The sequence below is a fragment of the Chryseobacterium capnotolerans genome (assembly GCF_021278965.1).
Classification (GTDB): domain Bacteria; phylum Bacteroidota; class Bacteroidia; order Flavobacteriales; family Weeksellaceae; genus Chryseobacterium; species Chryseobacterium capnotolerans.
Genome location: NZ_CP065589.1, coordinates 3862964 through 3884815, shown reverse-complemented (window position 1 = coordinate 3884815; position 21852 = coordinate 3862964). Strand labels below are relative to the sequence as shown.

The window sequence follows — 21852 nt, the reverse complement described above, 5'->3', positions numbered from 1 at the left end:
CTTTTACTTGAAATAAATTATTATATTTACTAAAAAAATAGGCTTACTTATACAGGATGAAAATGTACGTTAAATTTGATTTCAATGCCCTTTGTAAAAAGGTATTGGACGAAAAGCTGAAGGAGCACGGGCTTAAATACCGGTTGCTGAACTTCGGTGAGGTGGAGTTCTATGAACCTTTTACACAGGAACAGCATAATCTCTTCAAGAAGAATCTTGGTGATTATGGTATTGAAATCATAGAAAGCCAGAAAACAGCTTTGGTACAGAAAATAAAAGATGCAATTGTAGAACTCGTCTTCTCTGAAGAGATTATTCCCGTGAAGGCATCTATTTACATTTCTGAAAAACTGAATCACAGCTATGGATATCTTTCCAATCTATTTTCTGAGGTTGCTTTTACTTCTATCGAGAATTTTATTATTCTCCAGAAAATTGAATATTCAAAAGCTTTGATCATAAGGAATAAGCAAAGTCTTACTGAAATTGCCAATAAACTGAATTATTCCAGTGTGGCACATTTAAGCACTCAGTTTAAAAATACAACAGGAATTACCCCATCACAGTTTCAAAAGATCATTGGAAAAAGAAGAAGAGCCCAAAGTACGGTAATAAACCCTAAAATGCAGTATGAATAAAGAATTTCTGAACGTAATTGTAGCAGATAACGATGAAAACACCTTGATTTTTTTTAAAAATATATTTAAAGAGCTGAAAATCTCTATAAAAGTTCAATGTTTCAGTAGTGGAAAAAATCTGATGGAGTACCTCACTAACAATGATGCCGTCATACCTGAAATCGTTTTTATCAATTACAATATTTCAGGAAAAGATTGTATGGAATGCATTGATGAACTGAAAACTAATCCAAAGTTCAACAATATGGTAACAGCCATTTATAGTGAAGAGATCTCAGAGAATGAAATTGAAGAAACTTTTGTAAAGGGAAACAATATTTGTATAAGAAAGCCTTCTGATTTCGGAACCTTAAAAAAGGTGCTTACAGAGGTTATTACCATAAATTGGCAGTATCATACTTCAGGATTAAATAAAGATAATTTTATTCTAAAAATTTGATGAATAGATAGTTTAAAATTTTCCATTTGAGATAAATGGGATGTTATTCATTGTATAATATTCACATTAAAGTGAAAATTTTATAACTAATAGTTGAAATAATATAAAAAAGAAGACAGTTAATATTCAGACATTTGTAAATATAAACCTTGTGACACAAATTTAATTATATACATAAGATATAAATGAATGAGAAGTAATTGTTTCTACATACAATAAATAAATCACGATGTAAACAAAATGAGTTATATTCATTTCCAATTTTAAAGCATAGAAGATCTTTAAACAAAACGGTACAATCATGAAAACTCGAAATAGTTGGAGATATTTTTATTCGTTTCATTCCCTCATCTCCGCTAGACACAGTTAGTTTTTATAATAAGCAAGTTGGAAAAATAATTCATTTTGTTTTTTTATAATTTATTTTAATAGTGATGACTTATCTTCAAATAATATTATATAGATATTTTCACACCACATCACAAAATATTAAGTATAAGCTATTAAAATAAATTTTTTAAACAGACTTTAAAAAGTAATTTCTTCTAAATAACAGTTTTATAAGGGGACCGCAGGAATATTTTCTGCGGTTTTTTTATGAAATTTTACTCCATTTATTTTTCCCTTTATAATACTTTATGTAGTAATTTTTAATAATGAGATTATCCTGTCTTGCCAGCATAGGATCTGCTTCCAGAATTCTGTCAACCGTATTTTTAGTCGTTTTAATAATCGCCGAATCATTAACCAGATCCAACCTTTTAAAATCAACTACACCACTTTGTTGAGTTCCTAAAATGTCACCAGGGCCGCGTAGCTGCATGTCGACTTCGGAAATTTTAAAGCCGTCATTCGTTTCAGTCATGGTTTTGATACGGGTCCTGCTTTCTTTAGATAATTTGTCGGAGGTCATTAGAATGCAATAACTCTGTTCGGCTCCTCTTCCTACACGTCCTCTCAGCTGGTGAAGCTGTGAAAGACCAAACCTTTCAGAGCTTTCAATAACCATTACAGAAGCATTCGGAACATTTACTCCCACTTCAATTACGGTAGTAGCTACCATAATCTCTGCCTTTCCTGAAGCAAAATAAGCCATAGCAGCATCTTTTTCATCCGGCTTCATTTTTCCATGCAGCATAGTAACGTTGTAATCAGAGAAGAAATCCATAACATGTTCCAGGCCTTCCATCAGATTTTTGTAATCCAGAGTTTCAGACTCTTCAATCAGTGGGTAGACAAAATAAACCTGTCTTCCTTTTTTGATCTCATCTTTACAGAAATTATATACGTACAATCTGTCTTTTTCTCTTCTGTGGGCAGTGATGATTGGCTTTCTTCCGACAGGCATTTCATCGATGACAGAAACATCCAGATCAGAATAAAAGCTCATCGCGAGTGTTCTGGGAATAGGAGTAGCAGTCATCACAAGAATATGAGGCGGAATCTTATTTTTTAGCCCAAAGCTTAGCTCTTTGTGCCACACCAAATCTATGTTGTTCATCAATAATAGACAACCCAAGATTTTTGAACTTAACCTTGTCTTCCAGAACAGCGTGAGTTCCTACCAGAATAGAAAGCGTACCGTTTTCCAGTTCTTCGTGAATAATTCTTCTTTCTTTTATTTTGGTAGAGCCAGTTAATAACCGGACATTGATTCCTGTTTTTTCCAGTAAATCTTTTATCCCATTATAATGCTGCTGGGCAAGAATTTCAGTGGGTGCCATCATACAGCTTTGAAAGCCGTTATCCATGGCAATAAGCATAGTCAATAAAGCCACCATCGTTTTCCGGAACCTACATCTCCCTGCAAAAGCCTGTTCATCTGAATGGGCCTTTTCATATCCATCCGGATCTCCTTTAAAACTCTTTTTTGAGCACCAGTAAGTTCAAACGGAAGGTGATTTTCATAGAAATCATTGAAATGATCACCTATAATAGGAAACGGATTACCGTAAGATTGTGTTTTATGATGAAGCTTTTTTAAGCCATACCCTAATTGAAAAAAGAAAGATTCTTCAAATTTAAGCCTGAAATCAGCCTTGTCAAAATGTTCCATATCTTTAGGGAAATGTACATTGAGGAAAGCATGCTGCCTTGACATAAATTTGAAAGTTTTCATGAGATATTCCGGAAAGTTTTCCTCAATAAGATTAGGAATTTCTTTACAGATATTTCTTAGAGCATTTTGAAAGAACCTTTGGTTAAGTCCCCTTTTTGTCAGTTTTTCGGAACTTGGATAAATGGGCTTTAAACGAGTTTCACCTTCTTTCTTTTCCTCAGCCTCAATTTCAGGATGCGGCATAGAAAACTGGCGGTTAAAAACATTGATTTTTCCGAAAATATAAACTTCACGATTGATAGGAAGCTGCTCTTTCAGCCATTTTGAATACTGAAACCATACAAGATCCATGCTTCCCGTATCATCATTGAATTTAGCCGTTAATCTCTTGGTTTTTCCTGTTTGAATTTCCTGAACCTGGGTAATCCTGCCTTTAAACTGAATTTCCTGACTGGTTTCTTCATGAAGCTGAGAAACTTTATAGATTTTGCTTTTATCCAGATAACGGATAGGGTAGAAGTTCAACATATCTTCTACAGTGGATAATCCCAACACGCTTTTGATGAGTTTGGCTCTTTCCGGACCTATTCCTTTTACATATTCTATGGAAGTTTCTAAAGTCATTTATAGTCTGAAATTCGGGAATCGAATATTGTATGAAAAATAAAGGTTCGAATTTCGGTAAAATAAAAAAGACTTCCAAAAAAAATTGAAAGTCTTAGGTTATATTACTGATTAATCTTTGATTTTAGATTTGAATTTTTTCTGATAATCTTCCCACTGTTCCCTGGTTCGAATCTTTTTAAAAAGATCTTTTGAGATCAGTTCCAGGTAAGGTTCCAGCTCTTTAGCGGATAGCTCTCCCTGAAGAATGGTGATGGGGTCACCATGTTCATCCAGAAATACAGTACTTGGAACAGCACCTACATTCATATATTGAGTAAACTCATGTAGAGAATTTCGTCCTTTTTTCTGTTCTGTATTAGGATTGGAAAATGTTCTTCCAAAAATTTCAATAGTTTTCTTTTCTTCTGCATTAAATTTTACAGGATAGAAATTCTCATTTAATATTTGAGCAAGTACCGGATGTCCATAGGTATTCTTGTCCATAATTTTACAAGGGCCACACCAGTCAGCATAAAAATCAATAAGAATCTTTTTAGGATTTTCTTTCTGTGCTTTTAGCGCCTCTTCAATAGTCATCCATTTAGTTTGTGCAAAACTAAAGTTTAATAGTAATAAGAGAACTATGCTTAAAATTTTCTTCATAACTTGATATTTACGTAAAAATAAGCATAATTACTTATTTTCTATTTTACATCCTGCATTAATTTTTTCACAAACGGAGATATCAAAATTAATACCACTCCGGCAATTATCGCATACAATCCCAATTGTTTATATCCATCGGTATAAGTGATAAGTTCATCATAATTGGTAGAACCTTCTTTTGCTGTAGCAAGACTGGCTCCGATAATTCCTGCCACATATTGTCCATATGCCGAAGCAAGGAACCACATTCCCATCATCATTCCCTGAAGGTTTTTGGTGGAAAGCTTGGTCATAATAGATAAACCAATAGGAGAGAGGCATAATTCCCCAAGAGTAATGATTAATAACGCCAGTGTAAAGAAGTTCAATGAAGTAATTCCCTGTAAGTCGGCGAATAATCGGGTCGCAAATAAAACGTAATATCCAGCTCCTAAGAAGATAAATCCTAATCCGAATTTAATGATCGTATTCGGTTCAATTTTTCTCTTGTTCAACCAAATCCAAAGAAGCCCTACTAATGGAGCAAGGAAAATGATGAAGAAGGCACCACCAGAATTGTTCACTCCATTCGGGTCCAGTCCGAAAAGATCTTTATTAAGGTTTTTAGCAGCAAAAATACTTAATGAACCTCCACTCTGCTCATAAATTCCCCAGAAAATAATAGAGAAGATGATGAATACTAATGCAGCCCAAAGCTTTTTACGTTCAGCAGCTGTTACTTTAGACATTTCATAGAATAAATAGATCAATGTCAATGGCCCAATAGTCCACATGAAATAATCCGTATATTCAGTCTTGGCAACCATTGTCATAATGATTGGGATGAAAATTAAAGACAGGACATACACTCCATATTCTTTCCATTTTGGGATAGGAGCACTTTTAGTTTCTGCTAATGGATGCCCCGGTTGTAAACCGATAGTTCCCAATCTTCTTTGAGTAAACACAAAGTTGATTAAGCTGATAACCATTACTACTGAAGCCAGTCCGAAAGCAATATGCCATCTCATTTCTTCTGCAATAAGATTTCCTAAAAATTCTCCTTTACCGATTGCGATACATAGGTAACCGCCTAATAGGGCTCCAAGGTTAATTCCTGCATAAAATAAGGAAAAACCAGCATCTGCTCTTGAATCATTAGGCTTATAAAGCTGTCCTACCATGGATGAAATGTTAGGTTTGAAGAAACCTGTTCCTACTACAGTAAATGCAATTCCAAGGAAAAAGAATTTGTGTGGATCGGTTGCGAGGATCAAACTACCAAGGATCATCAGTAGCCCGCCCCAGAACAGGGATTTTCTGAATCCTAAAATTTTATCTGCAAAAAGTCCACCTACAAAGGTAAAGGCATATACGAAGGCCTGGGTGGCACCATACTGAAGGTTCGCTTCTTTTTCATGGAAATTAAGCTGAGAAATCATAAAGAAAACCAGCATTCCGCGCATTCCGTAGAAACAGAAACGTTCCCACATTTCAGAGAAAAACAGACTCCAGATTTGTCTGGGGTATTTTCCTTTGAAATTTTGTATTTCATCTAAAGTTAAGCTCATAATGATATATGATTGTTTTAATTAAGGGTTTTTATTTTCCTGATCCAGTTCAAATTGGATTCTGTCCTGGTCAATGATTTGTTTTAATTCTTCTTCTTTTGGGAGGTACAGCAGGTATTTGCTGGCAAATAAATTATTTTTATCATTAAGTACGGAGTATTTTACAATGGTTTCATCCTTTTCAGAACATAGTAAAATACCAATGGTGGGATTGTCTCCTTCACCACGCTTCATATCATCATACATTCTTACATACATATCAATCTGCCCGATGTCCTGGTGAGAGAGTTCACCGGTTTTTAAATCAATAATGACAAAACATTTTAAAATGTAATTATAGAATACCAGGTCAATATAGAAGTCGGAAGTATCTGTAGAGATATGTTGCTGTCTTGCGACAAAAGCGAACCCTTTTCCAAATTCCAGTAAGAATTTCTGGATGTGATCTATGATGGCGGTTTCAATTTCTTGTTCTGAAAACTGATCATCAGCCTTTAATCCAAGAAATTCAAAAATATAAGGATCTTTTAAAACACTGTGAATACTTTCGGTAGAAGATTGTTTATGTTTTAAAACTCTTTCGTAAGCTAATGAGTTGATTTGTCTTTTTAAGTCTCTTGAGCTCCAATTATTTTGAATAGTTTCATCTATATAATAATTGATTTTCTGAGTATGATCTAACTTGAATAATAATCTGTAGTGTGTCCAGCTCAATTCGTGACGCAGTGCGTCACATATTGGAAAAGTTTGATAAAAAGAACGCATATTTCTCAAATTACTTTCATCAAACCCTTTTCCAAACTCTAAAGAAAGCTTTTGAGAAAGGTTTTTCAATGTATATTTTCCATATTCAGCACGTTCTTTTCCTTGTTGTTCATCTTCAACAATAAGTTTTCCAATCTGCCAATAGGTAAGCAGTAATGTAGAATTCGCTATCCGAAAAACCTTTTCGCGCGACTGTCTAATGATTTCCTTTACGGATTGGAATAAAGAATCTTCGGAAATTTCCATCATACGAAAATAAAAAAAACCTCTGACTTAGCAGAGGTTTTATTCATATTTTGTTAATGCAATTAGTTTACACCATGCATCATTTTCTTTAATACTGGTGAAAGTAAACCTAAGATTACAGAAGCAATACCACAAAGTACCACAAATACCATGAAGAATTCAAATAAGTTGTGAATCTCAAATCCTACAAAAGTAGGGTTGTGTAATGGTAATTGAGCTTTTTCAAATGCTGCAACCTGGTCAGTAGTTAAAGTTACCTTTTTATCTAAAACATCCTGTAAGTTAACTCCAATTTCCTGAGCTTTCTTAAATTTATCACCTGTTGCAGGAATAAGAGCTCCTAATGAACCTGCTAAAGCATATCCGGCAGCATTAGAAATAAAGAAAACACCATATAATAATGAAGCAAATCTCTTAGGTGCTAATTTACCTACCAAAGAAAGTCCGATTGGAGATAAACAAAGTTCACCACAAGTTTGGATGAAATATAGAAGCATTAACCATTTGATGGCTAATAAACCTGAGTTTCCAAGATCTTTTACATTGTGTGCAATGATAAAATAAGAAAGAGCAATTACAGCAAGACCAATAGCTTGTTTCAGAGGAGATACAGGTTCTTTTCCGTTAGCTCTTAGTTTATCCCACATTAAGCTGAAAGGGAAAGCTAAAAGAACAACGAAAATTCCGTTGAAGATCTGAACCATTGAAGGTGGCATATTCCATCCGAAAATGTCTCTGTCTGTCTGGTTATCTGCAATAAACGTTAATGAAGATCCTGCCTGCTCGAAAGCTGCCCAGAAGAATATAATGAAGAATGAAACGATATAAATTACCCAGATTCTCTGTCTTTCAACCTTGTTTTCAGCGGAAGTCATAATCAGGAATGCAAGGGAAATACCTGCTGCATAGATGAATGGATAAATAATTCCTTTAATCATCTGTCCCATTTCCACTGAGTTAAATCCAAGTTCTCCAACCAGTAAATATCTGAATACAAAGAAAAGAACAGCAAAAATACCTATAGTGATCCCTAAAGACATCCCTGAGAATTTAGCTGTCTGAGATTCTCCTTCTTCAAAATCTGCAGTACTGTTATTTTTTGGTAACCCTCCGATAGGTCTTCCTTCCGGAGTTACAACGTATTTATTTTTAAGGATAAAGAATGTTATAGTTCCTATTAACATTGCTATTGAAGCTGCTAAGAATCCCCATTTGAAAGCAAAGATATCTCTTACTCCGGTAGCTGCATCTTTTACATCTCCTAGGTATGGGCAGATGAACTGTCCTAGGAATGCTCCGATGTTGATCCCCATATAGAAAATCGTGAACGCAGAGTCCAGTTTAGACTTTTCCTGTTTAGGGTAAAGACTTCCCACCATTGAGGAAATGTTCGGTTTGAAGAATCCATTACCAAAAATGATAACAAATAATGCCAGCCACATAATCATTTTAGCACTTCCAATATCCGCAGAGAACGTTGAAGCACTGATGAATAATAAAAACTGACCAATTGCCATTAGAGATCCCCCTACGATAATTGCAAATCTGTTTCCTATATATTTATCAGCAATAAAGCCTCCTAGAAGCGGAGTTAAATAACATAAAGCTAAAAATCCACCATAGATAATCGCTGCATCAGCTTCTTTTATCAATAAGGAATTTACCATAAAGAGCGTTAAAAGTGCTCTCATTCCGTAAAAGTTGAAACGCTCCCACATTTCCGTTCCGAATAGAACCCATAATCCTTTTGGATGTCTGGAGCCCTTATTCTCTACCAATTCATCCGGTTTCGGATTTATTGCTTCAATATTATCCATTTTCTATTGTTAATTTTTGTTAAGACTGACAAATATAGTTTATTTTGGGTTTTTGGCAAGGTTTTAATTTTATTTTTAAATAAAAAAGCTGCGGACTCAGTCCGCAGCTTGCTATTCTTTATAAGATCAAGGATTAATGCCCTTTTTCCTTCATAATTTTATTTAATCTTTTTAGCATAGAAAGGCCTAAAAGGGTAGCAAATATTAACAAACCGAAATTTACAAGGAAATAATTCGTCTTGTTTTCATAATTGTACCATGTGCTGGCCAGAATTCCTGAAAGCTTATTTCCTACAGAGTTGGCAAGGAAAAATCCTCCCATCATGAGAGCTGTAATTCTTGCAGGGGAAAGCTTGGAAACGAATGAAAGCCCCATTGGTGAAAGACATAATTCTCCAATAGTAATCACCCCATAACTCGCTACCAGCCATAAAGGAGAAACCTTTACGGAACCGTTATCTCCAGCCATTACTGCCAACACCATTACCAGGCATGAAAGACCTGAAATAAACAATCCTAAAACGATTTTGGTTGGTGTTAAAGGCTCTTTTCCTTTTCTTCTTAACAAAGCCCAGAATCCTACCACAACCGGAGTTAAGGCAATGACCCAGAATGGATTGATGGATTGAAATAGCTCAGTGTTGTATAAGTACACTTTAGTTTCAGGGTTTTTCTCAAGAGCCGCACGCTGTTCCGGAGAAATGTTTTTAAAATAAACATCTTTCCCCATTTCTTTTTAGTATCTCCATTGTCATCTTTCTGAGAACGGAATTGGTTGTCATAGACAGGAACTTCTTTGTTTTCATAACTTTTCCCGTCCACCATATAAATTCCTTCCAGAGGTTTTTCCAGAGAGGCAGGAACACTTCTGTCCGTATAATAATTCGCCCATCTTGTTAAAGCAGTACCATTCTGCTTGAAAACGGCCCAGAAAAACATGCTGATCAGGAATACAGAAAGTAATGCTCCGATTGATGCTTTTTCATCAGGTTTAGCTTTAAAGTAAAGAGAAGCATAGAAGTAAATAACAGGAACACAGGCAAAAATAAAGGCATCTGTGCTATCACTTCCAAAGATATTATTAGGAATAAACCATCCGATAGCTCCGGCAGCAATAGCAGGAACAAATACTTTAAGCATGATCTCAGAAAGTTTTGTATCACCTTCCTGTACAGGCTTCATTTGAGCAGCATGGATGTAATGTTTTCTTCCGATGGTAAAAATAACCATACCAATCAACATCCCAACTCCGGCAGTGATGAAGGCTTCACCCCAACCGAATTTGTTTCGCATAAATGCCGCAATAATGTTACAGATAAATGCCCCGATATTGATTCCCATGTAGAAAATATTGTATCCGGAATCCTTGTTCGCTTTATAAGGTTCTTCGGAATAAAGATTTCCTAAAAGAGTAGAGATAGTAGGTTTAAAGAAACCATTTCCGATAATAATTAATGCCAGAGAAGCATAAAATAAAGGTAAATCCTTGAAAACACCCATCCCAATATATCCTGCGGCCATCAGAATACCTCCAAGATAAATAGATTTGATATATCCTAACACTCTATCAGCTAAGAAACCACCAATGAAAGGAGTAAGGTAAGTTAATGCGATATAGGTTCCGAAAATGTCATCAGCAGTTTTGTCAGGTAGTCCCAGACCTCCTTTCATACCAGCAGGTTCAATGACGTACAGAACAAAGATTCCAAGAATCAGGTAGTACCCGAAACGCTCCCACATTTCTGTAAAGAAAAGATAGGGCAGCCCTTTAGGATGTTTTGTCTTCATATATTCAAATTTCAATTGCCCCAAAAATAAGTTTTTAATTCCAATTGATAAAATAAATAATATACCCCTAAATGATTAATGAAATAAATATAAAAATCCCTTTCAAAAATTTTGAAAGGGATCTATTTTTAGTTTTGCTTTCTGGGTGGTGATGGAACGGGAGCTTGGGTATTAACCTGTTCAACATATTTCTCCGTTTTCACTTTTATCAGACCATTGAGAAAATCCTGCAGATCCTTTTCACTAGATGTAAACTGTTTTTCCGGAGAGCCGGCACTTATTTGTGCACATGCTTTATCACCGGTAATCACATAATAATGTATGATGTCATAATCCAGATCAATGTCATGATATTTTATATAAAACATTTCAGTTCCGTTTACAGTCCTGAATTCTGTTCTTTTGATTTTATAGTGACTGGGATTCATTAAAAAACTTGTAAGAACAATATCCTTCACATTTTTTAATGTGGTATTATTTTCTAAAGGAAAACTTCCAAAACTGGCAAACATATCTTTATTCAATACTCCCTGAAGTTCAAATTCTCCACGGGAGTATTCATGCTGCTCTTGAAGGACAGTCCATTTTTTAGGATCATAATAAAATCCGGCATTTGCTCTTTTGCTTTGAGCCAATGATGAAGCAGTTTTCGGATTTGTGTAGGCTGTACTGTTGATTACAGTGTTTTCATACAGGCTTTCCGTTGCTTTGTTCATGAACTTCCATGTGTTGTCTGAGAAAATAATCACTTTCTGATCACCCGCTGTAAAGGCTTCCATAGTGGAAAAGTTTCCAAGGTCGCCTCTACTGGATTTCCATGTTTTATCTTCAAGAAGCATAACTTCTTTACCCTCATTAGTAATTGCTTGCTGTGAAAAGAACACAGACCAGCATAATAAAAATAATAAGTGAAGAGCAGACTTCATTACTGTTTTCTATAAATTATTCAGGATGAAATCTGTCATTTTCTGATACAGCTGCGGTCTTGTCTGGCCACCATAAATTCCGTGGTTTTTATCCGGATATGCCATAAAATCAAATTGTTTTTTATTTTGAATCAAGGCTTCTGATAACTCCATAGAGTTTTGGAAATGTACATTATCATCCGCCGTTCCATGGATTAAAAGGAATTTTCCCTTCAATAGATTAGCGTATTCAGTAGGAGAATTTTTGTCATATCCATCAGGGTTTTCCTGAGGTGTTCTCATAAATCTTTCCGTGTATACAGAGTCATAATATCTCCAGTTGGTTACTGGTGCTACTGCAATACCCATTTTAAAGACATCGGCTCCTTTTGTCATCGCTAAGCTGGTCATATATCCACCAAAGCTCCATCCAAACATTCCGATTCTGCTCTTGTCAATATAAGATTGGTTCCCGAACCACTTTGCTGCTGTAATTTGGTCTTCGATCTCATATTTTCCAAGGTTCATATAGGTCACTTTCTTGTATTTTGCTCCTTTGTACCCCGTTCCACGTCCATCTACACAAGCAACGATATATCCTTTTTGTACAAGGTGATTGAACCACATGGTATTTCCATTGTCCCAAGAGTTGGCAACCTGTTGTGATCCAGGACCTGAATATTGAAACATAAACAACGGATACTTTTTATTAGGATCGAAATTTTTAGGTTTCATAACCCAGGCATTCATCTGATCACCTACGGCGTTAGGAATAGTGATGAATTCTTTTTCAACAAAATTATCTGCTTTTAATTTCTGAAGCTGATCGTTATTGTTCTGAAGTTCCTTCACTGCTTTACCGTTTCCGTCTTTTAAAACATAAGTATGGGGTTTTGCAGCAGTAGAAGAAGTTTCAATGAAATAATTATAGTTTTTGCTGAAATTTGCAGCGTTATTTCCTTCTGCATTAGAGATCAGTTGTGACTTTCCGTTTTCAATACTAACTTTAGAAACAACCTTATTGATACTTCCTTTTTCTGTAGTCTGAATATAGATTTCTTTAGATTTCGGGTTGAAGCCATAATAATCTGTTACCTCCCAATTACCTTTGGTAACCTGTTTTTTAAGCTTCCCATCTTTGTCATACCAGTATAAATGACGGTTTCCATCTCTTTCCGAAGCCCAAAGGAAAGAATCATCATCAAGAAATTCAATGGTTGGACTGTCTGTTTCAATCCATTTATCATCAGTTTCCGTGAATAATTTCTGTACTGCTCCTGTTTTGGTATTTACTTTTAAAACATCAGAAGCATTTTGAATTCTTTCCGAAGTAATCAGAATCATTTCATCCGCTTTTGCAGTCTGGAAAACATTCTGGATATAATAATTTTTGAAGGATCCTAAATTCAATGGTAATATTTTCCCTGTATCAAGGCGATATAACTGTGCAGAAACTACCGAATTTTTTTCTCCTGCCTTAGGATATTTATAACGCATTTCTGCAGGATAAAGGTTTTTTCCATAGATCGGAATATAAATTTCCGGAACCTGGCTCTCGTCAGATTTTACAAATACAATAGCATCAGAGTTTTTTGTCCACTCATATTGTCTCGCATGGCCAAATTCTTCTTCATAGACCCAGTCTGCCAAACCATTAAGAATTGCATTTTTCTTGCCATCTGCAGTCATCTGAGTGATTTTTCCGGAAGTTAAATCCTGATAGAATAAGTTGTTATCAACAATGAAAGCTACTTTTGTGGCATCAGGTGAAAACCTGGGCTCCTGTACAGGCTTTCCTTCGTTTAAACGGGTAACTTTCCCTGATTTTAAATCTTTTACATCAAATTTTCCAAGAAAAGAATGTCTGTAAATAGGCTGGCTTCCATTCTGTAAAAGAATCTTTGACTCATCGTCAGAAAATATATAGCTTTCAAAGCTTCCATCCACAATATTTCCTTCTTTTTGAGAAGTTTTATAAGAATATTTTGCAATTCCTGAAGGCTCAATAACAAGATAGTTTTCTCCGTTTTTCATGGAAGTAATTCCGGCAATGCCTTTTCCTCGGTAGTATCCTGAATATATTTTATCTAAAGTGATTTCCTGTGCTGACACATTGTGAAATGCAGCAGCTATAGTCAAAGTTAAGAGTAGTTTTTTCATTTCTAATTTTAATGCTTCCAAATTTAATGAATCTTGGTTACATAACCATATAAAACAATAATAGGGATCTACGTCCTGATTTTTTATACTAATTAGCTACATGAACTGTCCCGGAATCTCCATTGTCTGGCGGGTAATATACTGCCGGAGCATAAAAGGATACGGAGAACTACACGACGATTCTTAAAATCCTCCAATCCAACAAATTCTGAGTTTACTGGTAGAACTGTCCATGCATCTTGTCATTCGGGTAAAACACTTCTTTCTACTTCTTTTAATTGTTGTCTAGAAACCTTCTTTAAATTTTTCATGGTTAATACTTTGATTGTAAACTTAAGGTAATTGAAAAAATTATCGGATGGTGAAATTTTTAAAAAAAGACAATTTGGCAAAAAAATTGAATATATATAATTACCAATCAATCAAAAAGAATAATTATGGAAACGAATGCATACAACCAGAAACTGAACCGTTATGTATTAAACGACCGAATTGTTTATACAGGTTTTTCTAGTTTTAATGATGCGCAGGAATGTGCTGATAAGAAAGGAGGAATGTTAGTAGAAGTAGGGTTTAAAGATGGAAATGATAATCCCGAAATTACAGATGAAGCCGGTTTGATAGAGAAAAAACTTCATTACTATGTGTATGCAGGCGATGAGTATAAATTTATCCATTCATCTGATCCCGGATTTAGAAAATATGCGGAAGAGCTACAGAAAATTAAGGCGAGAAATGATAAAACAAGTCCGGATGAAAGGTACTTTGCTAATTTTGAAATTGAAAATATAGAAGACCCAATTATTGTGATCAAAAATGATCAGTTTCAGTCGGTAACATCAAGAGAACGCTCAAAGTATTTGAAACATGCCAGAGTTTATGAACTAGGGGTATCCCTGCCAAAATCTTAAAAAAAATTATCATGAGCAAGACCAAATATTCAGATAAAGCTCAGGACAAAGTAGGAAAAGTAATGCACGAATTCAAGGAAGGAAAACTGAAATCTTCTTCCGGGGAAAAAGTGACAAGCAGAAAACAAGCGGTAGCCATTGGTATTTCTGAAGCGAGAGAAAAAGGACTTAAAGTGCCATCCAAAAAGAAAAGTAAATAATCTTTATACAAAATGCCCGGAAATTTTCCGGGCATTTTTTGATGGTAGAGTAAAATAATTAATTATTTTTTTGATTATACAATACTCTATAATATTCATCAGCCATTCTATCACTATTGAACTGATCTTTTACATCGTTCATAGCATTGTGCTGGATTTTTCTCCATTGATCCGGATGATCATAATACATAGGAAGAATTTCGTTTTCAAGGATCTCATATAATGTATTTAAATCATAATTATCCTGCTCATAGATGCTCATATTCATGTAATCTGCTTTAGGAACTACGAAAGAGTTTTCTCCATGTTTGGCAAATTCAGGAATCCAGCCATCATCTGTGGATAAGTTGACAGATCCGTTCATTGCTGCTGTCATTCCTGAAGTTCCGGATGCTTCTCTTGGAACTCTTGGATTATTTAACCAAAGATCAGAACCCTGCTTCAATGATTTGCTTAAAGAAAGTTCATATCCGGTAAGGACAGCCATATTTTTGTGATTCTTACTTTCTTCCACCAAAGTATTGAAGGTAGATATTGCTGAATAATCCATAGGATAAGGTTTTCCAGCCCAGATGATTTGTACCGGATATTTCGGATTATTCAAAAGTTTGTAGAATCTGTCTTTATCATGTAAAAGCAGCTCTGCACGTTTGTAGCCTGCAAATCTTCTGGCCCATACGATAGTGAAAACATTAGGGTTGAATAGGTTTCCGGTTTGATCAGCCACAATGCTGAATAATTTTTTCTTTAAATGTTTTTTACGGTAATCGAAAACGGTATCATCGTTTTCATCTTTTGCATTGTAAAGCGGTTTGTCTGCCCAATATTTGAATTCCTGTGCATTAGTAATGGAAGTAATTTCACAGATTCCGGGATATTTATTCCACATGGTACGGGAAACCACCCCATGAAGCTGAGAAACTCCATTAGCTATTCTTGCCATTTTCAAAGCACAAAGAGAATGATTGAAGCGGTCATCATCAGTTCCTTCAATTGCTTTTACTTCTTCCATGCTATAACCGGAAAAATACGTCATATCATAGCACAATCTGAAACTATGCTTTTCATTTCCTGCTTCTTCAGGAGTATGTGTAGTGAAAACCAGTTTTTCTTTAACCTTATTCAGATCTCCATTGTATTTTCTTAACAGATAAAATGCTGCAGGAAGGCCGTGAGCTTCATTTAAATGATAAACATCTCTTTCAGTGTTCATTTCATCAAGCAATTTGGCACCTCCTTTTCCGAGTAAGATATATTGCGCTAGTTTAGTAGATTCATTAGCATCATAAAGCTTATGACAGATTGTTTTTGAAACATGATCGTTTTCAGGAACATCCGTAGAAAGAAAAAACATAGGTGCTGTATTGAAAATTTCAGGATCGAGATACCATACTTTTACCCAAACAGGGGCACTGTGAATCTCAATTTGAAACTTTATTCCCGTATCTTCAAGAAAGCTGTACATTTTTCTTGTCCATACAGGCTGAAGAGTCTGATCGTGATTTCTCGCTTGGTCATAATATCCGAATTTCCAAAGAATTCCAATTCCAATAAGATCCTGCTTAAGGTTATAAGCACTTCTCATATGAGAACCGGCTAAAAAACCAAGTCCTCCGGAATATATTTTCAATACCTGCTCAAGGGCAAATTCCATTGAGAAATAGGCGGTCTTTTTTGAATATTGGGGATTGATGCTGTAGGGTATTTTAAAATTCCTAAAATCCATAGAATGCTGGTTTGTGTTTAAGAAGGCAAAGGTATTAATAATGAAAATAAACTTTATATTAATTAATGGATAAATTAATTTTAAAACTAAGCATTGAATAGTTTTTTTACTTATCTTTAAGAGTGTAAATTTTTGATTATCAAAAACTTTTAATGATGAAAGCCAATGGCTGCATGTGTTTAATTAAATAAAAAAATCACACATGAAAAAGACATTTTCTGATGAAGATCTGATCAAGAATCTGAGTTTATATTACCTTAACAGGCATTTGAAAAAAAAGCCTATAGAAAAGTATCACCGTACCATAGATGAATCTCCGCTTCATGACCGTGAAAAATACCGGAAAAAGTCAGAGATTCTTCTACTCAACTCTTTTATGCACCATTTTCCCGATGTAAAATTTGAAAACTTTACCTGCGAAAGCCCAGACTTTATCGCAAAACTGAACGACAAAAAAATCGGAATAGAATTGACCGAAGTCATCAATCATCTGGAAATGAAAAAGGTAGAAAGTACTTTGAATAAAATGTTCCGCCAGGCAGAAATAATATTAGAACAGGAAGACACTACGAAGTATCATGGTGTTTATTTTTTAGAATTTCACCCCAATATAAAGTTTGATAATCTGGAAGAGCAGGAGGAAAATATCATTAATATCTACAAAAGCATAAAAAAAAATAAAGGAGTAGGGTGTGTGAAAAGTGTAAGAAAATCTTTCCATCGAAGAAATGTTTTTATTACGCATGAATATAGTATGAATCTTTTTGATGAGCTATGCTCCGAAAAAATTCTTGATCTTATTGAAAAAAAGAATGAAAAGTTTCCTTATTACGATACTTCAGTGGATGAATGCTGGCTGGTTATTGTTTCTGATATGAATTCTATTGCATCAAGGTATACATTTATCCAGGATAAAGACCATTTAAAAGAAGTGAAAAGCCCTTTCCATAAAATTTTTCACCTTGAAAATCTTTGTGGGAATATTACAAGTATAAAATAATAAATTAATATTTATTTGTAATGATTCGCGGTATTTAATTTAGATATCATAAAAAATATCGGTTTTTGTTATTTGTAATTAAATAATAGGTATATTTGATATAAGTTGGGTATTGATCTGACGCAAAACGACTTAACCACTAAATCAAAATATCTATGAGAAAAATTTTACTATTTGTTTTTTTCTGCATTTCCCATTTTCTATATTCTCAGCAAGATTGTGCTACGGCACTCGCTGTTTGCGGAAATTCTAATATTACTTACAGTCCTTCCGGGTATGGTAATATTAAGGAAATGGTGAATTCCGGGACTTGTATAGATGCATCTGGAGAACACAATTCGATCTGGTATAAAATTACCATTGCTACAGCTGGTACTCTGACATTCAATCTGGTTCCCAATAATCCGGATGCCGATTATGACTGGGCTATCTTTGGGCCTAATGTAAATTGTGGAAGTCTGGGATCTGCTATACGCTGTAATGCTGCAACCGTTATTGGTGTGGGAGCTGCAACCGGCTTGAATATGACCAGTACCATTACAAACGCGATTGGAGGATCCACTACTCCATATTGTCGGTATTTGGATGTTTTACCAGGACAAACGTACTATTTATTTATTGACAACTGGGTAAGCAGCACGAGCAGTACAACCGCTCCTTTCTCTTTAACATGGGGTGGAACAGCTACGTTAGCTTCTCCATTTACTGATCCAACTATTCAGCCTAATCCTTTCATACCACCAGGTATCCCGGCTGCTAATCCTGCTAATCCAAGAGAAGTGGTGATCTGTGGAAATCCTGTTATATTTGACTTTACGAGCTTATCATCAGGGATTATTAATGGAAATCCTGGTTTTAGTGTAAGTTATCATACCAGTGCCAATGATGCATTAACAGTCAATAATCCTATTACAGCTCCTCAAGTAGTAAATACTACAACGGTTTATTATTATAGCATAAGTTATGCAGACCCAACCAATCCAAATAGTCCGCTTAATAAATGTAAACAAACGGGAACATTTAAATTTAAAGACGGATCTATTGTGGTAAAAGACGCCACATTAATAGAGTGTAACAATAATAATGCAGGAACAGCTCTTTTTGATCTCACCACAGCTGATGTTATAGCAGCAAATGGTGTTTCGAAAAAATACTATAACAGTATGTTTGACCTAAATGCAGGGACTAATGAGATCACGAATCCGAACGCATTTGTTTCTGCGGAAGGAACTATTTATGTAAAAGTGACGTCTGAATATGGATGTACTGGTATTGCAAAGATTATGTTAAAATTTCATCCTGTTGTTTTTGCCAAAGAAGCTCTGCTTACGGAATGTTTTATAGAATCCAATCCAAGTACTGGATCTTTTAATCTAGCAAACGCTCCGGTAACCACTCCGGATAATACTAAAAAATATTATCCTTCTGAAACTGATGCCATTAATCAGACTAATGAAATTTTAAATTTTTTAACTTATATCGCTCCTAATGGAGTGGTGTATATAAGAGTTACCAATGCCAGAGGATGTTACGCTGTTGTTAAGGTGACTTTGATTGTGACTCCGCCGAAATATTCTGATGTCCTTAAAGATAAAACCATATGTGTAGAAAGTAAAACTACTTTAGATGCAGGACCAGGATTCAAAAGCTATCAATGGAGTACCGGAGCTACTACCCAAACGGTTACTGTAGGGGTTGGAGTGTATTGGGTGAAACTTAAAACCGGCGAATGTATTACTACACAAACGGTAAAGGTATTGCCATCTGAACTTCCTGTGATTTCTAATATTGAAGTGACCAATACTACTTTAACGGTATCTGCCATAGGAGGCAACCCGCCTTATCAATACTCCCTGGATAATATTGTTTGGCAGGATTCCAATACTTTTACCAATCTTTCCAGAGGTAATTATAATGTCTTTGTGAAAGACGCCTACAATTGTGAACCTATAAAAGTAGAAGTTGTAGTTCCCAACCTGATTAACGTAATCACTCCAAATGCCGATGGTGTAAATGATATGATTGATTATTCTGCATTATCAGGGAAACAAAATCTTATCATTAATGTTTTTGATAGATACGGAACCAAGATTCATCAGGCAGATAAACTTAATGGCTATAAATGGGACGGAACAGTAGGAGGAAGAAAAGTTCCAACCGGAACCTATTGGTATTCTGTGTTATGGAATGAAAATAACAGCAAGAATACCCCTGTTAAATTTACAGGCTGGGTATTAGTTAAAAACCGGGAATAATAATGCTATACTATAAATAAAATACATAGATAAAACCACTTCGGAAAGAGGTGGTTTTTCCTTTTGATTTTTTACATTAGTGATTAAAATAGAAAGAATGATAGACCTGTTTGTAAAACGCTTTGAATACTATAAATCCCTTGGAGATAAATCATTTAGTCAATTATCAGAGGACCAGCTTTTCTGGCAGTATAATGAAGAAAGTAATTCCATTGCAGTTATTGTGCATCATCTTGCAGGAAATATGTTGTCTAGGTGGACCAATTTTCTTACTGAAGATGGTGAAAAATCCTGGCGTCACCGAGATGAAGAATTTGTGAATACTTTTAAAACCAAAGATGAGGTTCTTGCATTTTGGGAGAAAGGTTGGACATGTTTTTTTGATGCTTTACATCAAATTAATGATGAGAATCTTTATTCTACGATCTACATCAGGGGAGAAGGACATCCTGTTATTGATGCCGTTTTTAGACAATTAGCTCATTATCCATATCATATTGGGCAGATTGTTTATATCGCTAAAATGATTAAAAATGAAGATTGGAGTACACTTTCTATTGCCAGAAACAAATCGCAGGAGTTTAATAATGAAATGAAAAACAAATTTCTAAAAGCAGAACCGAATGCCAATTCATCATCTGTATGTTTCCAAAACAGCCCCGAAGTAAGGGATGAATATAAACAATAGACTGAATCAATCTTGAATTATTATTAAAATTACTATCTTTGCACCCATAAAATTCAGAAGTAACACATGTCTGCTTTTCAAAGAACTGCCGCGTATCACACACTTGGCTGCAAATTAAATTTTGCAGAAACATCTACTATTGCCCGTCAATTAACAGATGCAGGTTATGATAAGGTGAACTTTGATGAGAAGGCAAACATTTATGTAATCAACACGTGTTCAGTTACTGAAAATGCTGACCGTGAATGTAAGCTTCACGTAAAAAGAGCAATGAAAGCTAATCCTGATGGATTGGTGGTTATTGTTGGATGCTATGCACAGCTGAAACCTGAAGAGATTTCACAGATTGAAGGAGTAGACCTTGTTTTAGGAGCTAAGGAGAAATTTAATATTCTGAGTTACCTTGATGATTTGGAGAAATCAGATAATGAGGGAATCGTTCATTCATGCGAAATTGAAGAAACCGATTTCTTTATCGGAAGTTATTCAATTGGAGACAGAACAAGAGCATTCCTGAAAGTTCAGGACGGGTGTGATTACAAATGTACGTACTGTACCATTCCATTGGCAAGAGGAATCTCTCGTTCAGATACCATCGAAAATGTTCTTAAAAATGCTTCAGAAATTGCAGCAAAAGACATTAAAGAAATTGTTCTTACCGGAGTAAATATCGGTGATTATGGTAAAGGTGAGTTTGGAAACAAACGACATGAGCATACTTTCCTGGATCTTATTTCAGAACTGGATAAAGTAGACGGGATCGAAAGAATCCGTATTTCTTCCATTGAACCTAATCTTTTAAAAGATGAAAGTATAGAACTGGTTTCTAAAAGCAGAAGCTTTGTTCCGCATTTTCATATCCCGTTACAATCAGGAAGCGATGATTTATTGAAAAAAATGAAACGTCGTTATCTGACCAAATTGTACAACGACAGAGTCAATAAAATCCGTGAGGTAATGCCTGACGCTGCTATTGGTGTAGATGTTATTGTAGGATTCCCGGGGAAACAGAAGAACTGTTTATGGAAACCTATAATTTCCTTAATGAACTTCCTATTACCTATCTTCACGTATTTACTTATTCTGAAAGAGAGAATACAGAAGCCGCTGCAATGGAAGGAGTTGTGCCGGTAGCTGAAAGAAAAAAACGTAATAAAATGCTGAGAATTCTTTCTGAAAAGAAAAAAATGGCATTTTATCAGGCTCAACTTGGAAAAACGCTTCCTGTACTTTGGGAGCATGAAAATAAAGATGGGAAAATGTTTGGCTTCACAGAAAACTATGTGAGAGTCCAGAAAGACTTTGATCCTGCATCCATCAATCAAATCGAATTTCTAAATTTAGAAAAAATCCTGTCAGATGGCACAGTTTCTGTGCAATCTTCCTACCAAAATTTTTTAGCAAAAGCATAGGCTCTTTGCAAAATTTCCACT

General features: G+C 35.1%; 15 protein-coding genes and 3 pseudogenes. 8 read left to right on the top strand and 10 right to left on the bottom strand.

The genetic code is table 11. The features are described from left to right. Positions 1 to 56: 56 nt before the first annotated feature. Both H5J24_RS18605 and H5J24_RS18600 read left to right on the top strand, forming a co-directional pair. Positions 57 to 638 carry a helix-turn-helix domain-containing protein gene (locus tag H5J24_RS18605; RefSeq protein ID WP_068939788.1) on the top strand — a complete coding sequence of 194 codons (582 nt, stop codon included), beginning with the start codon at positions 57 to 59 and terminating at the stop codon, positions 636 to 638. Continuing rightward, entirely contained in the window at positions 631 to 1077 is a 447-nt protein-coding gene (locus H5J24_RS18600) for a response regulator (RefSeq protein WP_068939786.1), read from the top strand. Before H5J24_RS18605 ends, H5J24_RS18600 begins: the two co-directional genes overlap by 8 nt. A 595-nt stretch (positions 1078 to 1672) precedes the next feature. Here H5J24_RS18600 and recG read toward each other — a convergent pair. From recG to H5J24_RS26250, 9 genes and pseudogenes are all read right to left on the bottom strand, one after another. Beyond that, positions 1673 to 3760 (bottom strand): annotated as a pseudogene (recG, locus tag H5J24_RS18595) (ATP-dependent DNA helicase RecG). 111 nt (positions 3761 to 3871) lie between these two features. Continuing rightward, positions 3872 to 4405 carry a thioredoxin family protein gene (locus tag H5J24_RS18590; protein WP_068939782.1) on the bottom strand — a complete coding sequence of 178 codons (534 nt, stop codon included), beginning with the start codon at positions 4403 to 4405 and terminating at the stop codon, positions 3872 to 3874. A gap of 41 nt (positions 4406 to 4446) precedes the next feature. Next, the gene (locus H5J24_RS18585) at positions 4447 to 5958 is read right to left on the bottom strand and encodes a peptide MFS transporter (protein WP_068939779.1); all 1512 of its coding nucleotides are present in this window, start codon (positions 5956 to 5958) and stop codon (positions 4447 to 4449) included. A gap of 21 nt (positions 5959 to 5979) precedes the next feature. Continuing rightward, the gene (locus H5J24_RS18580; protein WP_068939777.1) at positions 5980 to 6972 is read right to left on the bottom strand and encodes a PDDEXK nuclease domain-containing protein; all 993 of its coding nucleotides are present in this window, start codon (positions 6970 to 6972) and stop codon (positions 5980 to 5982) included. Positions 6973 to 7031: 59 nt separating this feature from the next. Beyond that, entirely contained in the window at positions 7032 to 8786 is a 1755-nt protein-coding gene (locus H5J24_RS18575; RefSeq protein WP_068939775.1) for a peptide MFS transporter, read from the bottom strand. Positions 8787 to 8919: 133 nt separating this feature from the next. Next, positions 8920 to 10574 (bottom strand): annotated as a pseudogene (locus tag H5J24_RS18570) (peptide MFS transporter). Between the two features lie 128 nt (positions 10575 to 10702). After that, on the bottom strand, positions 10703 to 11500 hold the full coding sequence (locus H5J24_RS18565) for a hypothetical protein (protein ID WP_068939770.1): 798 nt from the start codon (positions 11498 to 11500) through the stop codon (positions 10703 to 10705). A gap of 9 nt (positions 11501 to 11509) precedes the next feature. Then, the gene (locus tag H5J24_RS18560) at positions 11510 to 13639 is read right to left on the bottom strand and encodes a S9 family peptidase (RefSeq protein WP_068940136.1); all 2130 of its coding nucleotides are present in this window, start codon (positions 13637 to 13639) and stop codon (positions 11510 to 11512) included. Positions 13640 to 13881: 242 nt separating this feature from the next. Further along, positions 13882 to 13950, bottom strand: coding sequence for a bacteriocin-like protein (locus H5J24_RS26250; protein ID WP_407918884.1), 69 nt, complete (start codon positions 13948 to 13950; stop codon positions 13882 to 13884). Between the two features lie 126 nt (positions 13951 to 14076). Here H5J24_RS26250 and H5J24_RS18555 point away from each other — a divergent pair, with 126 nt between their 5' ends. Then, positions 14077 to 14550 (top strand): hypothetical protein, encoded by a 474-nt coding sequence (locus tag H5J24_RS18555; RefSeq protein WP_068939768.1) that lies wholly within the window; start codon positions 14077 to 14079, stop codon positions 14548 to 14550. Between the two features lie 11 nt (positions 14551 to 14561). Beyond that, positions 14562 to 14750 carry a DUF6496 domain-containing protein gene (locus tag H5J24_RS18550; RefSeq protein ID WP_068939765.1) on the top strand — a complete coding sequence of 63 codons (189 nt, stop codon included), beginning with the start codon at positions 14562 to 14564 and terminating at the stop codon, positions 14748 to 14750. 58 nt (positions 14751 to 14808) lie between these two features. On the opposite strand, the gene glgP is transcribed toward H5J24_RS18550, so the two are convergent. After that, a complete protein-coding gene (gene glgP, locus H5J24_RS18545) occupies positions 14809 to 16476 on the bottom strand; it encodes an alpha-glucan family phosphorylase (protein WP_068939763.1) in 1668 nt (555 codons plus the stop codon). 202 nt (positions 16477 to 16678) lie between these two features. On the opposite strand from glgP, the gene H5J24_RS18540 reads away from it, so the two are divergent. The 4 genes and pseudogenes from H5J24_RS18540 (at position 16679) to mtaB (ending at position 21831) form a co-directional block, all read left to right on the top strand. Beyond that, a complete protein-coding gene (locus tag H5J24_RS18540) occupies positions 16679 to 17476 on the top strand; it encodes a hypothetical protein (protein WP_232815762.1) in 798 nt (265 codons plus the stop codon). A gap of 155 nt (positions 17477 to 17631) precedes the next feature. Beyond that, positions 17632 to 19731 (top strand): T9SS type B sorting domain-containing protein, encoded by a 2100-nt coding sequence (locus H5J24_RS18535; protein WP_068939760.1) that lies wholly within the window; start codon positions 17632 to 17634, stop codon positions 19729 to 19731. A gap of 97 nt (positions 19732 to 19828) precedes the next feature. After that, positions 19829 to 20419 carry a DUF1572 family protein gene (locus tag H5J24_RS18530; protein ID WP_068939758.1) on the top strand — a complete coding sequence of 197 codons (591 nt, stop codon included), beginning with the start codon at positions 19829 to 19831 and terminating at the stop codon, positions 20417 to 20419. Positions 20420 to 20485: 66 nt separating this feature from the next. Next, positions 20486 to 21831: pseudogene (gene mtaB / locus H5J24_RS18525) on the top strand (tRNA (N(6)-L-threonylcarbamoyladenosine(37)-C(2))-methylthiotransferase MtaB). Positions 21832 to 21852 lie beyond the last annotated feature (21 nt).

Bases quoted from the DNA above. Each gene is read 5' to 3' on its own strand.
- H5J24_RS18605 (WP_068939788.1), top strand. From the start codon at position 57: ATGAAAATGTACGTTAAATTTGATTTCAATGCCCTTTGTAAAAAGGTA.
- H5J24_RS18600 (WP_068939786.1), top strand. From the start codon at position 631: ATGAATAAAGAATTTCTGAACGTAATTGTAGCAGATAACGATGAAAAC.
- H5J24_RS18590 (WP_068939782.1), bottom strand. From the start codon at position 4,405: ATGAAGAAAATTTTAAGCATAGTTCTCTTATTACTATTAAACTTTAGT.
- H5J24_RS18585 (WP_068939779.1), bottom strand. From the start codon at position 5,958: ATGAGCTTAACTTTAGATGAAATACAAAATTTCAAAGGAAAATACCCC.
- H5J24_RS18580 (WP_068939777.1), bottom strand. From the start codon at position 6,972: ATGATGGAAATTTCCGAAGATTCTTTATTCCAATCCGTAAAGGAAATC.
- H5J24_RS18575 (WP_068939775.1), bottom strand. From the start codon at position 8,786: ATGGATAATATTGAAGCAATAAATCCGAAACCGGATGAATTGGTAGAG.
- H5J24_RS18565 (WP_068939770.1), bottom strand. From the start codon at position 11,500: ATGAAGTCTGCTCTTCACTTATTATTTTTATTATGCTGGTCTGTGTTC.
- H5J24_RS18560 (WP_068940136.1), bottom strand. From the start codon at position 13,639: ATGAAAAAACTACTCTTAACTTTGACTATAGCTGCTGCATTTCACAAT.
- H5J24_RS18555 (WP_068939768.1), top strand. From the start codon at position 14,077: ATGGAAACGAATGCATACAACCAGAAACTGAACCGTTATGTATTAAAC.
- H5J24_RS18550 (WP_068939765.1), top strand. From the start codon at position 14,562: ATGAGCAAGACCAAATATTCAGATAAAGCTCAGGACAAAGTAGGAAAA.
- glgP (WP_068939763.1), bottom strand. From the start codon at position 16,476: ATGGATTTTAGGAATTTTAAAATACCCTACAGCATCAATCCCCAATAT.
- H5J24_RS18540 (WP_232815762.1), top strand. From the start codon at position 16,679: ATGAAAAAGACATTTTCTGATGAAGATCTGATCAAGAATCTGAGTTTA.
- H5J24_RS18535 (WP_068939760.1), top strand. From the start codon at position 17,632: ATGAGAAAAATTTTACTATTTGTTTTTTTCTGCATTTCCCATTTTCTA.
- H5J24_RS18530 (WP_068939758.1), top strand. From the start codon at position 19,829: ATGATAGACCTGTTTGTAAAACGCTTTGAATACTATAAATCCCTTGGA.